At 55.0% G+C, this 14,453-nt stretch carries 10 protein-coding genes and 2 pseudogenes; 6 read left to right on the top strand and 6 right to left on the bottom strand.

Features of this window, described 5'->3' with window-relative positions; all coding sequences use genetic code 11:
- Positions 1–125 precede the first annotated feature (125 nt).
- Positions 126–1,565, top strand: coding sequence for a hypothetical protein (locus tag D0Z70_RS00440; protein WP_119743461.1), 1,440 nt, complete (start codon positions 126–128; stop codon positions 1,563–1,565).
- Between the two features lie 50 nt (positions 1,566–1,615).
- On the opposite strand, the gene D0Z70_RS00445 is transcribed toward D0Z70_RS00440, so the two are convergent.
- From D0Z70_RS00445 to D0Z70_RS00460, 4 genes and pseudogenes are all read right to left on the bottom strand, one after another.
- A complete protein-coding gene (locus D0Z70_RS00445; protein ID WP_239018760.1) occupies positions 1,616–2,827 on the bottom strand; it encodes a DUF1501 domain-containing protein in 1,212 nt (403 codons plus the stop codon).
- A gap of 10 nt (positions 2,828–2,837) precedes the next feature.
- Complete coding sequence (locus D0Z70_RS00450) at positions 2,838–4,349, bottom strand: DUF1800 domain-containing protein (RefSeq protein WP_119743462.1); 1,512 nt, start codon at positions 4,347–4,349, stop codon at positions 2,838–2,840.
- A 105-nt stretch (positions 4,350–4,454) separates the two neighbouring features.
- Positions 4,455–5,456 carry an NAD-dependent epimerase/dehydratase family protein gene (locus D0Z70_RS00455; protein ID WP_119743463.1) on the bottom strand — a complete coding sequence of 334 codons (1,002 nt, stop codon included), beginning with the start codon at positions 5,454–5,456 and terminating at the stop codon, positions 4,455–4,457.
- Positions 5,457–5,709: 253 nt separating this feature from the next.
- A pseudogene (locus D0Z70_RS00460) lies at positions 5,710–6,660 on the bottom strand (IS630 family transposase).
- A gap of 647 nt (positions 6,661–7,307) precedes the next feature.
- Between D0Z70_RS00460 and D0Z70_RS24530 the strand changes: the two are divergent.
- Both D0Z70_RS24530 and D0Z70_RS00465 read left to right on the top strand, forming a co-directional pair.
- Positions 7,308–8,273: a hypothetical protein gene (locus D0Z70_RS24530; RefSeq protein WP_182913792.1), complete on the top strand. Its 966-nt coding sequence runs from the start codon at positions 7,308–7,310 to the stop codon at positions 8,271–8,273.
- A 285-nt stretch (positions 8,274–8,558) separates the two neighbouring features.
- Positions 8,559–9,010 (top strand): annotated as a pseudogene (locus tag D0Z70_RS00465) (transposase).
- A gap of 142 nt (positions 9,011–9,152) precedes the next feature.
- Here the strand turns inward: D0Z70_RS00465 and D0Z70_RS00470 are convergent.
- Together D0Z70_RS00470 and D0Z70_RS24765 are read right to left on the bottom strand one after the other, a co-directional pair.
- Positions 9,153–9,983, bottom strand: coding sequence for a TonB-dependent receptor (locus tag D0Z70_RS00470; RefSeq protein ID WP_220475606.1), 831 nt, complete (start codon positions 9,981–9,983; stop codon positions 9,153–9,155).
- Entirely contained in the window at positions 9,898–10,188 is a 291-nt protein-coding gene (locus D0Z70_RS24765; protein WP_182913793.1) for a hypothetical protein, read from the bottom strand. Before D0Z70_RS24765 ends, D0Z70_RS00470 begins: the two co-directional genes overlap by 86 nt.
- Positions 10,189–10,579: 391 nt before the next feature.
- On the opposite strand from D0Z70_RS24765, the gene kdpF reads away from it, so the two are divergent.
- From kdpF to kdpB, 3 genes are read left to right on the top strand one after another with little or no spacing between them, the layout of a single operon-like run.
- Complete coding sequence (kdpF, locus tag D0Z70_RS00475; protein ID WP_037492487.1) at positions 10,580–10,669, top strand: K(+)-transporting ATPase subunit F; 90 nt, start codon at positions 10,580–10,582, stop codon at positions 10,667–10,669.
- A gap of 15 nt (positions 10,670–10,684) precedes the next feature.
- A complete protein-coding gene (gene kdpA, locus D0Z70_RS00480; protein WP_119743465.1) occupies positions 10,685–12,388 on the top strand; it encodes a potassium-transporting ATPase subunit KdpA in 1,704 nt (567 codons plus the stop codon).
- Between the two features lie 13 nt (positions 12,389–12,401).
- Positions 12,402–14,438: a potassium-transporting ATPase subunit KdpB gene (gene kdpB / locus D0Z70_RS00485; protein ID WP_119743466.1), complete on the top strand. Its 2,037-nt coding sequence runs from the start codon at positions 12,402–12,404 to the stop codon at positions 14,436–14,438.
- The last annotated feature ends 15 nt before the right edge of the window (positions 14,439–14,453 follow it).

Consider the following 14,453-nt stretch of genomic DNA (forward strand, 5'->3'; position numbering starts at 1 on the left):
CGCTGATTTTTTATTGCCCGACAGCAGCAAGTGATATCGGAAAAGAAATTCCCTAAGTTCAAAGTTTGATAAATATATTTTTATCACTAGCGCGTTCTATATATTCTGTAACGAGACAGATTTAAATGCAAAAATATTTCAATATCGATGTTGACTATGGTTCATACGATATTCTTCGTTTTAATCCGGATAATATCGATGATATTGAGAAGGAAATGCAATCCTATGGCGCTCCATATATTCGGAGCCTTATAGAGGAAATCAGCAAAGCGAATCAGTGGTCGTCAAAAAATGTTAGGCAATATGTCTACGACATTATTGAACTGACGTCTTTTTGTATAACTGATCCAATGAATGGATCCATACTACGTCTGGGTGCGACATATACGTTTGATGATTTTCAGACTATATTTTTCTTTTTTGGAAAAGAAAATGTCATAGGTGTCGTTGCAAGTGATCTTGCGGCGGGATTTCCACTTTCGACTATTATATTTTTTAACAGCAAGACAATAGTCCATTTGACGGAGAGTTTCTGGGGCTTGGGGGAACGGCATTTTCAGACGCTGTCTGCACGGGGTGAGCAGGTCATTCGCGAGCGCCCTGCCGATTGCGGCATATGTTTGGTGACGGGTGATGCGAATTTCGCGCACCATGCTTGGAACGAACTGAGCGCGCTTCAGGAAATTGTCGAGGCAGGGCTTGATCGTAAGACATCGCTTGTCACTGTTCATGAACCATTGGGGCCGGTGAACGATGTCCTTGGTTCGCAATTCAATGTCGTTTTCAAACTGACCAAAGCGGAAGTACCGGAGGTAAATCGCCTAGGGGCACTGACTTTCTGCGCAACGGGCACCTTCATTGATGCGGGCCTAGTGGATAAAATTATTGATTTCGCAGAAGGCAATCTAAGTTCTTATGCGGTCAAGGTGAAAGAAGATCTGATATCGTATGCCGGGCGCAGCCTGTGGGTCAGCGTAAGGACGAGAAATAGAACGCTGAACCCGCAGACCGACATATTGGCAACGGTGATCATCGACTATTTACAGGGTCGTAATGATCGGATGGTTGTGATCGATGGTCATTCACTTCCCTTCGATCAAGAACTTGATGCACCTTATATACAAGAATTGAATGATGCGATCGTCCAGGACGATAATATCGTCGCAGATCAAATCATTGCCACTGTCAGACAAGCTTTGCCGACAGCGAATATAGTCAAATTCCTGGGCCAGAAGATTCACGAGAGCATTGCGGTCGGTCGCCATGTCGGATTTTATTTCTGTCACCACGGCACAGTGCAACATAAACTGGGATGGTTCTCAGACGTTCAGGGCATCGTTCACTGCAATCGTGAAATCATGGCAATTCAGCCTGATATTTGGGTTAGTCGGCAATCCGAGATTGCCGCTCTTCCAGTCTATGTCCCGTCTGATCTTATCGAGGAAGTCGATCAAGATGAGGAGATAGGCGAGCTACAGCTTCACCTCAAGCATATCGATTACAAGATTGCCGATGCTTCGCGATTGGCGAGGATCATCGCAGAGTTTGCACAGAAGGTTGAGTAATTAGCCTGATTGTTGATGCCATTCGCAAATGTAAATGACACCATGCCATCCTAAATCAGGCGCAGATTTGTCGGCGGTGCACCGGGGAATAGTCTGCCAATCTGACTCGCATTCAGGCCAAATTGCTGCATCGCGAGCCCGCCGATCAGACCGCGATAGTCGGTCAGGACCGGCAGATCGCGTCCCTCATTGAGGGTCTGGGGCGACAGGGCAACCTGTTCGCCCGCGATGCGCCCGCCCGAGACACCACCGCCCAGCACCCAATATATGCTGCCATGGCCATGATCGGTTCCCTTCGCACCATTCTCACGGAAGGTGCGACCGAATTCGGACACCACAACCACCGTCGTCGTGCGCCAGGCTTCTGGCCCGATCGCGTCGGCAAAGGCGACAAGACCCTGCCCGAAATCGCCGATCCGGTCGGCCAACGTGCCGGTCAGCCCGCCCTGATTGACATGGGTATCCCAACCGCCGACATCGGCAAAAGCCAGATTGTAATGGTTCCGCATCAGCGTACCCATGCGCCGTGCCGCCAGTTGGAACCCCTTGCTCGTCACCGCACCTCGGCCAGAGGCCTTCATTTCATCGTCGAGCGTCTGAAAGGCCATATCTCGGACTTGGAAACCCTCCTTCACCGACTGGGCCAGCCCTGCATGGCTCTGATACATGCTTTCTATCAGTTGCGCCTGCCGTGGATTGACCGGCTTGCCGACATTGGCGAGCGCCAAATTGGGAATGGGCGCGCCGCTGCCGCGAAAGCATAGCGGCAGCTGATCGGTAAAGGCGATCGACGCCCCCTGTCGTTCTGTCACGCTGGCCAAGCGCGCCATGAAGCCTGACGTATAGTCGCGCCGCTGGCCGACCGACTGCCCCATTTCGATCGTATCCTGGGTTTCGAAATGGCTGCGGCTCACATCGTTGGTGCCGGCAAAGGGGATGAAGGCGATCTGCTTTTTCTGCCAGAGCGGCAGGATGCTCTGCTTGAGCGCGGGATGCAGGCTCCAGTCGCTGTCCAGCGGCACGGGCGTGCCGGGATCATGGGGATCAGGCCTGGCTAGGCCGATAGTGGGTCGCGCTTCATAATAGAAATCGGTGCCGGTCGGAATGACGACATTGAGCGCGTCATAGGCGCCGCGAAGAAACACGACGAGCAGCCGACTACCTGCATTGGGAGCGGCGAAGGCGCGGCCGAAGGTCATCATCGGCCCCATCGCCATCATGCCAGCAATCATGTCCCGGCGGCTGAAACTAGCTCTGCTCACGGACGATCTCCTATCGATACATGAATTCGGGGGATGACAGGAACAGGATGTTCCATTCACGGTCGTTGATCGCCTTGGCCAATGCGGCCTGGGTCTGGGCGCTGAATTGGCTCCCCAGTCCGTCATGGTAGAAGCGAGTGCGGATATCGGGAAAGACAGGCTGATCAGTTGTGTCACCAGCAGGGCGGAATATTCCGCCCGCGCCGACCCCGATCTGGCGGGCAATGTCGAACCGGCTCGCCATCTGTCCCGGTGACGACCAAGCGTCGGACGTCATGCCATAGCCATCCGGCGTCTGGCGTCCATATAGGGTGCCGCCCATATAGGCGATCCAGCGCACCACCGTCTGGGCGTTTACGACGACGCGGTCGCCATAGGACAGGCGCAGCGCGGAAATGGCATATTGAACGGGGTTTTTGAAACTCTTGCCCAGCGACGCGGCAAAGGCGGGGTCGTCCACCATGGTGCGGATCACCTGGGACATGTCGCCTTTGGTCTGCTGGAATGTCTGCGCCATCTTAGCTATAATGGCGGCCGGCGGATTGTCGCCCATGAAGAAGATTGCCAGTTGGCTGGAGATATGGCGCGCCGTCGCGGGCGACCCGGCGATCAGGTCGAGCGCTTGCTCCACTTCTCCCATGCCGCTGCCCTTGATCACATGACCCAGGAACAGCTTGTCGCCAAAGTCGTGTTTGGCGGGATTGAATTCGAACAGCCCCGACCGGATATAAAGTGGCTGCCATTGCGGCTTGATCGTCGGCCTTTCGGGACCGATGCGCACGCCCACGCCGGTCAGGATGCGGGCCAGTTCCTGCACATCCTTCTGGGTATAGCCGGTGCCTACGCCCATACTATGCAATTCCATGATTTCGCGGGCGTAATTTTCATTGATATGGCCGACCGAATTCAGGTCATTGTCGAGGTAGCGCAGCATGGCGGGATGCCGCAGCGTCGCTTCCAGCAGATCACGGAAATTGCCTAGTGCGCGGGTTCGCAGCACGTCCTCATAGTCGCCGACCATCGCCCTTATGTCGCGTTTGGTGGCGAATATGTTGAAATGGTTGAACCAGAACCACGTCATTTGTTCCCGCAACTGGTCAGGCGCATAGAGCGCCCGCAGGACAAAACGCTGCCGCGCCTCGTCAGCTAGGCCGTTCATGCTTTTTTCGTAGGCGACCCTGGCCGCCTCTCTTTGCGCGACGTCCTTCATTGCCGTGAACGCATGATACCGGGCGAGCATGTCCTGCGCCAATTGTGGCATCGGCGTCTTTTCGATCTGCATCGCGGTAATTTGTTCAGCCGCCTGCGGAGGCAGGGCGCGGGATGGCTTACCAAGCTGACCAGACAGCCACTGGTCGATGCTACCGCTCGATGACATGGATGAGGTGGCCCCCCAGGTCAGCCGATTTGCCCAGCGCATATCCATGGACACGCCATTTGCGGCCCAAGCGACGCCTGCAGGGAAGGACCATAACAGCAGGCCGGCCGTGACTAGGCCTACCACGCCATACGATCGACTCATGTCCCACTCCCTCATCAGAGATCAGCAAGACCAGCATAGCGAAGGTGAATACAGGCTGTAGGATGCGGCGAAGCGTTCGCCTTCTTGGACCGTAGACTGATTGCTTCAGGCAGCACCGGTTCCAGCAGGCGGGAAAGCGTCGCGATTCATCGTATGTGGAAGCTCTGAATAGTTGATTCGCGACATTAGACCCGCGTCCTGCAAAATCTCGCTGAGGCCGTCCTCAAGGCGGATTGTAGGCTGCCATTGGAGAACATTTTTTGCGCGTGAGATGTCCAATCGGGCGAAGTCAGGATCGCTCACATCAGCCTCAACACTTATCTTGTTCAGTTCGCGTCCACTTAACGTCTCAACCATCGCGATCAACTGGTTGATCGATGTGCCATGACCTGTGGCGATATTGACGATCCCGGCACCCTTGGCGCGGACAGCTGCGGTGATGGCTCTTTGGACGTCAATCACATTGACATAATCTCTTTGCATCTCACCATTTCCCAAAACCGTGAACGCCGATCCGTTCTTAAGGGCGCTGATCATGGTGGGAATGACACCGAAACCGGGCTTTATGGTTTGCCCTTGGCCATAGGCATTAGATATCCGTAAGATCGACACGTCGAGACAGTTCTGCGCGGCGGACAGAAGAGACGTCTCGACGATCATTTTCTCGAGACCATATTCGGTTTGCGGATTGCAGGGCGACTGCTCGTTCAGGGACGTAAGGGCAGTATTGCCGTAAATGGCACCACCCGACGACAGATAAATATAATGTATGTGGCTACGATTGTTGAGCAGGCCATCAATTATTCGTAGATGCGGCCTGATCCGTTTGTTGATATCCCGATGTTGAGTCGCGCGTGCACGACCTTGTGAGACAAGATCGATAATGACATCAGCTTGGCTTAACCATGAAAGATCAATATTCTCAAAATCTTCTACTATGTGGGGTTCAGGAAGGCCGGGAATATCTGGCGAACAGGATTTTTTTCTTTTTATCCAGTGAAGGTTAACGCCTTGATCCAGGACAAGTTGGTTAAGAAGTTTAATTCCGATGAAGCCAGTCCCACCAAGGACTATGACGCTTTTTTTTGTACCCTCATCTCTCGGCATTAAAAATCCCCAAATCCGCACTTTTGGTTATGGCGATGGCGTAACTGCGGCAGATATTTTTCCACAACGCAATAGGCATCGCCCGGCCTCTAAAGAGACCCCCCCTCCCCATCATCTCATTATACCGCGCCTGTTTGTGCAACAAAGATTTTCTGGATCGGCACTCTTGCTGTATTTCTGGAAAATACAAAGTCGGTTTTGCCAAATTTTGCGGCGTGAGTCCATCCGACTGTACGGCTAGAGCATTTTTCTATCATTCTGGCTTATATCCGCATGATCTGAAGTAGTTGGCACATTCTATTGGCTGGACGATGCCGACGAGTTTCCCGATCAGATCCCAGAGGCTGCTGACGGTTCGCTCTTCGGCCTTTCGCAGCAATGCTGTGAGTTTGGGAAAGGCTTTCTCGATCGAATTGAAGTCCAGGCTGTAAGGCGGCAGGCACCGCAGTGTGCGCCCGCCGCTTCAATCAGTTCGCGCCCACAAGCGCGCTTGTGGGTCGATAAATTGTCCATGATCACGACATCACCGGGCTTCAAATCGGGGATAAGGATCTGGCTCACACAGGCTTCGAACCAGCCACCGTTGATCGGGCGGTCGAGCACCATCGGCGCGATCATGCCGCTCATGCGCAATCCAGCCACCAGCGTGGTGGTTTTGCGGTGGCCATGCGGAAAGCCCATGCGCAATCGCTCGCTCTTCGCGCAGCGGCCATGGCTGCGGGCCATGTTGGTGGCGGCCCAGGTTTCATCGATGAATAGGAGGCGTTCTGGCTCCAGATCGATCTGACCATCGAACCACTCACGACGTTGTTTCAGGACGTCTGGCCGGTCCTGCTCGATTGCATGAGCAGTCTTTTTTGCGCGTCATGCCACGGCGCACGAAAAAGCGGTGAATACCGGCAACCGAAACGGGCAGACCAATCCCAGCCAGGCCAGCGCGCAGTTCCTCCAGTGTGATGTCTTTGCGGCCCTCCCACAGGGCGAGAATATCCTGCCCTCGTCCTCGATCATGCAAGAGCGCATGCCCCCCCCCCTTGAGGCTTGAGGCTTGAGGCTGCAATGCGGTCGCCCGCCACTGCGCCTGCCACCGGATCGCCGTCAATGGCGCAACGCCAAACCGCGCCGCCGCCGAACGACTGCTCATGCCGCCATCAATCGCAGCCAGAAGCCGGACACGCAAATCCATAGACAAAGGCTGCCCCATCCATGCTGGCCTCTTCCACAAGCATGGATCCTGAATCAGAATATCATGCCCTTGGGAACCCTGGTCGATTCATGACAATCGAAATCCGCCCTAATACCGTCTTCACAGATATCAAAAGGTAACTCGCGCGTATCGGGGTAGATCGGATGCTCCACCAGGACGTAAATAGATGCGCTCTTTCAATGCCATTCCGGCTGCGGAATCTCATTCTTGACAACACCGCCCCGTAAATCATTGAATAAAAATTATTTAGTAAAATAGCTGATTATGGTTCCAAACCGGCTGACTGAAGAGAGCAAAGAAAATTTTGACGTGCGAAAATTTTCTCGCGATGAACGTCTGATATATTGATACAATATTTTCACGGGGCGTTTTCAATCGCTCCGCAAAGCTTCCTATGGTGCGCGATTCACGCTCGGGGCATACCAAAAAATCCCTAGCTTATGCTTAATAGGTCGGTAGAGTTTGATCAATTTATAATATATTATAAATAATTTATGTAATATTATTATTAAAATTTGTTAATTATTAATTTATACTTTATATTCACGATAAATTTCTAAGAAATTACTATATAAAAATCAAGTAATCAATTTACATAAGAGGAAATATTGAACATTCTATTCTATGGCGGATGCCACGCATATGTGTTAAAAAACACGTTTGAATCCTTTTCTTTGGGAGATCATAATTTTGATTGCCTAATTAACTTTGATCTTATAAGAAAAAATAAGCCTTTCCCTTGGGCAAAGGCGCGAAAATATGATGCAATTGTTTTTTCTCCTATCCAGCACGCCGATTACAGAACAGAGTTGCTCAAAGAATTTTGCGAAAAACATGGTATCAAGTATATCTCTTATCCTTGGATGCAGTGGAATGGATATTTTCCTGAAGCAAAAAAGGGAGAATTTCTAGGTGGTGTTTCATGGATGTATCCTGTTCTCTATGATAAGAAGAAAAATAACTTTAAAAATAAATATTTTATAGAAAACTTACGCCATTCTGATAAACTAATTCAAGATTTTGAAATAAAGCATGAAGTTGATATACGAATTTCGAATTTTATAGAAAATAATTTTAGAAATAAAAGATTATTCCTTACACCAGATCACCCTACTGCGTTCATGTACAGATATCTTGTCAATGAAGTCGCGGATAAGCTTTCTATAAATATGGACATGTCATACTGGTTGTCAGCTTATGAGCCGCAGGGAGGTATAAAACTACCAATCAGACCTGGTGTTGCCGAAGCCTTGGATCTAGATTTTGTAGATGCGGATTTTGAAAACTGTACAGCCTTTGGAGATTTGACCATGCCATGGTCAGCATATCTTCAATTGTATGATATGAAGGACGGAGTAATTCTCGAAGCTAAATCAACGACGATTATCAAGGATCGTGCTGTAACAAGGACTGAATTGGCATCAACAGAGTTTACAGTTGTAAGCCCAGGTGACATAATAATTTTCAGCACCGATGGTATGCCGTCGATTGATGGTCATGTTTTTGGAAAATCTCTTCTGGCTAAAAGATCAAAATATGCAAAATTCTCAAATTACAAGGGATATTTATTCATAAATCATTGGATAGAGAAAAAGATAGGTCTCATTTAATTGTGTCAAGTCTGAGACATTATGTAGTAATGGTAGGAGTTTGCAGTTCAACATCATCGCGAACACTTCCGCATATGTAGGCATAGTCTATGTGCGAACAAACCTTCTTCCTTGCCCTTGCCTGTTTTATCGAGGCTATCCGGGGCAAATTAAGGTGGTGCAGAATATCTGGACGGGATTGACCCATCTCGACCTTAGACGCTGTGTCAGGACGCATACGTAATGGTGGACGATCGAGTTTCGATATGATTCCGAGGGGTTGCGACACCAACCTTGGAAATCATCATGTGGAACCCGACCGCCGTGCGCATCATAGCCGTGCGCAGCTACGGTATGAAAGTGATCTTACTGACACGGAATGGCGTTTGATTGAGCCATATCTGCCTGTGCCTTGCCATTGCGGTCGCCGACGCCGCTGGCCGATGCGGGAGATCATGGAAGCCATATTCTCCCTTCTACGGGCAGGCTGCCCTTGGCGACTTTTGCCCGACAGCGCCTACAATGGCGATCGCGTCCGTGACGCCACCTCCATCGCGATCGAAATTGTCCGCAAATTCGCCGATCAGACCGGGTTCGTCGTTCATCCCAGACGATGGGTGGTCGAACGCACTTTCGCATGGCTCAACCAAAATCGCCGCTTGGCCAAGGACTTCGAGCGAACAATCAAATCCGCAACTGCTCTTCTCTATGCTGCCGCAGCCAGCGTTCGCATCAGGCGCATCGCTCGTTACGCTTGAGATTCAAGACAGGCTCTGAGAGGGATTGATCGTCGGCTGGCCATTGGGCGCGATAATCCCGCGGCTTGGCGCGACAAAGCGGTTATAGTTTACCAGAAACGGGATACCGGTGACCTCTGGCGCATTCCCAACGGCGACCAGCTTATTGGGGGCAGAATGCGCGCGCGCGCGCACGGGTATAGTCGCCACCAATGTCTATAGTGACCGCGTCGTTTGGCTGGAAACGCAGTTTTGCGCGGATCATGTCCGCATTGCGATCTCCCTGGTCAGTGCCGTCGATCAACCTCGTGACATAGCCGTCCCGGTTAATGGTTGCCGCCGACAATCGGATGGCGAGCTTGTCCTGGATCAGCGGCACGTTGATCGCGCCCTTTACGTCGATGCGATTGAAACGTCCAGTGGTCCCTTCGATCCGGCCACTGACATCGTCAAGATCGGGATTGGCAGTGCTAATCAGCATCCCGCCGCCAATAGTGTTTTTGCCGAACAAAGTTCCCTGCGGCCCGCGCAGAACCTGCACACTCGACAGATCAACAGCATCGAGGATGTCGCCTATCGATCGCGCATAATAGACATCATCGACATAGATGCCCACGCCCGGATCGGAAAAGATCGCAAAGTCGTTCTGGCCCACGCCGCGAATGAATACAGTCGCGTTATAATTGCCACCCGACAACGCCGCAGCACCGTCGAACCGGATATTCGGCGTGTATTTTGCAACCTGGTCGAGCGTATCGATCGACCGCTTCTGCAGGGCGGCTTCCCCGAAGGCGGTCACCGCAACCGGGATATCCTGCAGATTTTCCGCGGTGCGCCGGGCAGTGACAATGATTTCTTCGTCACTCACCCCGACCGGCGCAGTCGCCTCCAGCCCCATTCCGGTGGAGTCAGAGGCGCTGCTTTGCGCGATTGCCTGAAACTGCCAGGCCGTCGTCGTCAGTAGAGCCACGAGCGTCACAGTCTTGCTTGTCATTTCTCCCTCTCCCGTTGCGTGATGACAGGCGCTTTGGCGCGCTCTTCTTGTCTGGGGTGTTGGACTTGGCGGTGATTTCATCGACGATCGCAAAAAACGAAGCTTCCGCCTCTTTACCCATCCACCCGAAAATCTTGTCGTGCAGCTCGATCTCGACCTGAAGCGCTGCACGGAATGCCTCTTCGCCCTCGGGGGTCAGGAACAAGGCGTTCGTCCGTCGGTCGGGGCCGGGTCTCCGCTCTACAAATGCGTGGATTTCAAACTTGTCGGAGCGCCACAGGCGCTCGACGACAACATTATCGCGCCACGCTCACCCGCCATCCATGCTTGTGGCGATCTTTTCCCCGAGCAGAACACCAGTGAGCCGTGTCCTTCCATATGCAAATACTATGCGCTTGGGATATCCTCCGTCTCGAATTCCAACGACGCCCTGCAATATCTAGGCGACTGCAGATGACTCATGCGGCTTCCTTCGCGCGAGCACTGTGGGAGACAACCCATGCAGGACATCCTCTGGATCGGCCTCATCCTCGCTCTGCTCGGCGCTAGCCTTGGCTATGTCGCCCTGTGCGACAACGCGTGAGGGTGGCCCGACAATGACCCTTGATCTCTGGCTCGCGGCGATCACCGCCCTTGGCCTCCTTCTTTATCTGGTCGCCGTACTTGTGCGGCCCGAACGCTTCTAGACAAAGGAAGCTCTCATGACTTTCCAGGGATGGCTGCTGATCGCGGCCTTTGTGGGCATTTTGCTGGCGCTGACCAAGCCGGTCGGCCTTTGGCTGTTCGCTCTGTATGAGGGACGCCCCACACCGCTTCATGCCATACTCGGCCCGGTCGAGCGTGGGTTTTACAAATTGTCGGCCATCGATCCGAACGAGGATCAGAGCTGGCGGCGCTACGCCGTCCATATGCTGATCTTCAATGCCGCGCTGCTGCTGCTGACCTACGCCATATTGCGGTTGCAGGCAGGGCTTCCGCTCAATCCGCTGGGATATGCCGGGCTGAGCGAACATCTCTCGTTCAACACCGCGGTCAGCTTCACCACCAACACCAACTGGCAAAGCTATGGCGGCGAATCGACCATGTCGAACCTCAGCCAGATGCTTGGCCTGACCATCCATAATTTCCTGTCGGCCGCGACCGGCATCGCGCTCGCCTTTGCCTTTTTTCGCGGATTCGCGCGGCGCAGCGCGGCGGGTATTGGCAATTTCTGGGCCGATGTGACGCGGGTGACGCTCTATCTGTTGCTGCCGATCTGCATCGTTTATGCGCTGTTCCTGATTGCCAGCGGCGTGCCGCAGACATTGGCCGGTTCGGTCGATGTGACGACCCTGGAAGGCGTGAAGCAGACACTTGCGCTTGGCCCGGTCGCCAGCCAGGAAGCGATCAAGATGCTCGGCACCAATGGTGGCGGCTTCTTCAACGCAAATTCGGCCCACCCGTTCGAGAACCCGACCGCGCTCACCAATTTCGTGCAGATGGTGTCGATCTTCCTGATCGGCTTCGGCCTGACCTGGACCTTCGGCAAGGCGGTCGGCAACACGCGCCAGGGTTGGGCAATCCTCGCCGCGATGCTCACCATCTTCCTGATCGGCGTGACGGTGGTCTATACGCAGGAGGCGGCCGGTAATCCGATCCTGCACGGCCTGGGTGTTTCCGGCGGCAATATGGAGGGCAAGGAGGTCCGCTTCGGCATCGCCGCTTCGGCACTCTTCTCCGTCGTCACCACGGCGGCGAGCTGCGGTGCGGTCAATGCGATGCATGACAGTTTCACAGCGCTGGGCGGCATGATTCCGCTGTTCAACATCCAGCTGGGCGAAGTCGTCGTCGGTGGCGTCGGTGCCGGTATCTACGGCTTCCTGCTGTTCGCCATCCTGGCCGTGTTCGTCGCTGGCCTGATGGTTGGCCGGACGCCGGAATATGTCGGCAAGAAGATTGAGAGCCGCGAAGTGAAGCTGGCGGTGCTGGCCATTGCCGTTCTGCCGCTCATCATTCTTGGCTTCACCGCTATCGCCTCGGTCATGGATGCCGGACTCGCCGGACCACTCAACAAAGGGCCACACGGCTTTTCGGAGATACTCTACGCCTTTACCAGCGCAGTCGGGAATAACGGGTCGGCTTTTGCGGGTCTTACCGCCAACACGCCCTTCTATAATGGGCTGCTGGGCATCGCGATGTGGCTCGGGCGTTTCTTCGTGATCATTCCGATGCTGGCGATCGCAGGCAGCCTTGCCGCGAAAAAATATACACCGGCGACAGCGGGCAGCTTCCCGACCACCGGACCGCTCTGGACCGGCCTCCTGATCGGCATCGTGCTGATTGTGGGCGGCCTCACTTTCCTACCCAGCCTCGCGCTTGGTCCCATTGCCGATCATCTTGCGATGATCCGCGGCCAGCTTTTCTGATCGGAGCATAAAGATGGCACGCACAGCGTCCAAATCGCTCTTCACCGCAGACCTGATCGTTCCGGCGATCGGCGATGCATTCCGCAAGCTCAACCCTAAAAAACTGATCCGCAATCCGGTGATGTTCACGACCGCGGCGGTGGCTGTTCTTCTGACCGTCCTTTTGGCTGTCGGGCAGGACGGACTGACGGTCGGCTTCAAACTGCAACTGGTCATCTGGCTGTGGCTGACAGTGTTGTTCGGCACCTTTGCCGAAGCCATCGCAGAGGGGCGTGGCAAGGCGCAGGCCGTGTCACTGCGCGCGACCAAAGCCGACCTGACCGCCAAGCGCCTGAAAGGCGACGGCCGCGAGAGCGAAAATGTGCCGGCGAGCGCGCTCCGTATGGGCGACATCGTCCTGGTGGAGACAGGCGACCTGATCCCTGCCGATGGCGAGGTCGTGTCAGGCGTCGCGTCCGTCAACGAAGCGGCCATTACCGGCGAAAGCGCGCCTGTCATCCGCGAAGCTGGTGGCGACCGGTCGGCGGTCACGGCAGGCACGCGCGTCATTTCGGACGAGATTCGCGTCCGCGTCACCGTGAACCCCGGCCAGGGTTTCCTTGATCGGATGATCGCCCTGGTCGAAGGGGCCGAGCGGCAGAAAACCCCCAATGAGATTGCTCTCACCATCCTGCTGGTGGGCCTGACCATCATCTTCCTGATCGCGGTGGGCACCATTCCCGGCTTTGCAAGCTATGCTGGCGGGTCGATTCCCGTCGCGATCCTGGCCGCATTGCTGATCACCCTCATTCCGACAACGATCGCGGCGCTCCTGTCCGCGATCGGCATCGCCGGCATGGACCGGCTCGTGCGCTTCAACGTGCTTGCCAAATCCGGCCGTGCCGTCGAGGCTGCTGGCGACATTGACGTGCTGCTGCTCGACAAGACCGGCACCATCACGGTCGGCGATCGGCAGGCGACCGAGTTCCGCCCGGTCGGCGGGGCAAGCCAGGCTGCGCTCGCTGAGGTCGCCCTGCTCGCCAGCCTGGCCGACGAGACGCCGGAAGGCCGCTCCATCGCCCTGCTCGCCCGTGACAAATGCGGCCAATCGGCGCAGGCTTTGCCCGACGGCGCGGAGGTGATCCCGTTTACGGCACAGACGCGGATATCCGGTGTGAAGGTCGGCGGCAGCGTGATCCAGAAGGGGGCGGTCGATTCCATCCTTCGCGCCAATCCCGGCCTGGACAAGAAACCGGCCACGCAGGAACTGCGCCGCATCACCGACGAGATTGCACGCGCGGGCGGCACACCGCTGGCGGTTGCCAAGGACGGCAAGCTGCTGGGCGCGATATTCCTGAAGGACATCGTCAAGGCGGGCATCCGCGAACGGTTCGGCGAACTGCGCGTCATGGGCATCCGCACGGTCATGATCACCGGCGACAATCCCCTGACCGCCGCGTCGATCGCCGCCGAAGCTGGCGTCGATGATTTTCTTGCCCAGGCGACGCCGGAGGACAAGCTGGCGCTGATCCGCAAGGAACAGGAGGGCGGACGCCTGGTCGCCATGTGCGGCGACGGCACCAATGATGCGCCAGCGCTCGCCCAGGCGGATGTCGGCGTCGCGATGAATACCGGCACCCAGGCAGCGCGGGAAGCGGGCAATATGGTCGATCTGGACAGTGATCCGACCAAGCTCATCGAGATAGTGGGGCTTGGCAAGCAGCTGCTGATGACCCGCGGCGCGCTCACCACCTTCTCGGTCGCCAATGATGTCGCCAAATATTTCGCGATCATTCCGGCCATGTTCGTGGTGCTTTATCCGGGCCTGGGCATTCTCAACGTCATGAAGCTTGCGACACCGCAGAGCGCGATTCTGTCGGCGATCATCTTCAATGCGCTGATCATTCCGCTGCTCGTGCCGCTGGCGTTGAAGGGTGTGACCTACCGCCCCATCGGCGCGGGACCGCTGCTGGCGCGCAATCTCGCCATCTACGGGCTTGGTGGCCTCCTGTCGCCGTTCGTCGGCATCAAACTCATCGACCTGGCCGTCAGCGGCCTTGGCCTCGCCTGACATCATCGGGCCTGA

The organism is Sphingobium terrigena (assembly GCF_003591655.1).
In the GTDB taxonomy this organism is placed as follows: Bacteria; Pseudomonadota; Alphaproteobacteria; order Sphingomonadales; family Sphingomonadaceae; genus Sphingobium; species Sphingobium terrigena.

What these genes read in the sequence shown, in the direction of transcription:
- D0Z70_RS00440 (WP_119743461.1), top strand. Translation starts at nt 126, where the DNA reads ATGCAAAAATATTTCAATATCGATGTTGACTATGGTTCATACGATATT.
- D0Z70_RS00450 (WP_119743462.1), bottom strand. Translation starts at nt 4,349, where the DNA reads ATGAGTCGATCGTATGGCGTGGTAGGCCTAGTCACGGCCGGCCTGCTG.
- D0Z70_RS00455 (WP_119743463.1), bottom strand. Translation starts at nt 5,456, where the DNA reads ATGCCGAGAGATGAGGGTACAAAAAAAAGCGTCATAGTCCTTGGTGGG.
- D0Z70_RS00470 (WP_220475606.1), bottom strand. Translation starts at nt 9,983, where the DNA reads ATGACAAGCAAGACTGTGACGCTCGTGGCTCTACTGACGACGACGGCC.
- kdpF (WP_037492487.1), top strand. Translation starts at nt 10,580, where the DNA reads ATGACCCTTGATCTCTGGCTCGCGGCGATCACCGCCCTTGGCCTCCTT.
- kdpA (WP_119743465.1), top strand. Translation starts at nt 10,685, where the DNA reads ATGACTTTCCAGGGATGGCTGCTGATCGCGGCCTTTGTGGGCATTTTG.
- kdpB (WP_119743466.1), top strand. Translation starts at nt 12,402, where the DNA reads ATGGCACGCACAGCGTCCAAATCGCTCTTCACCGCAGACCTGATCGTT.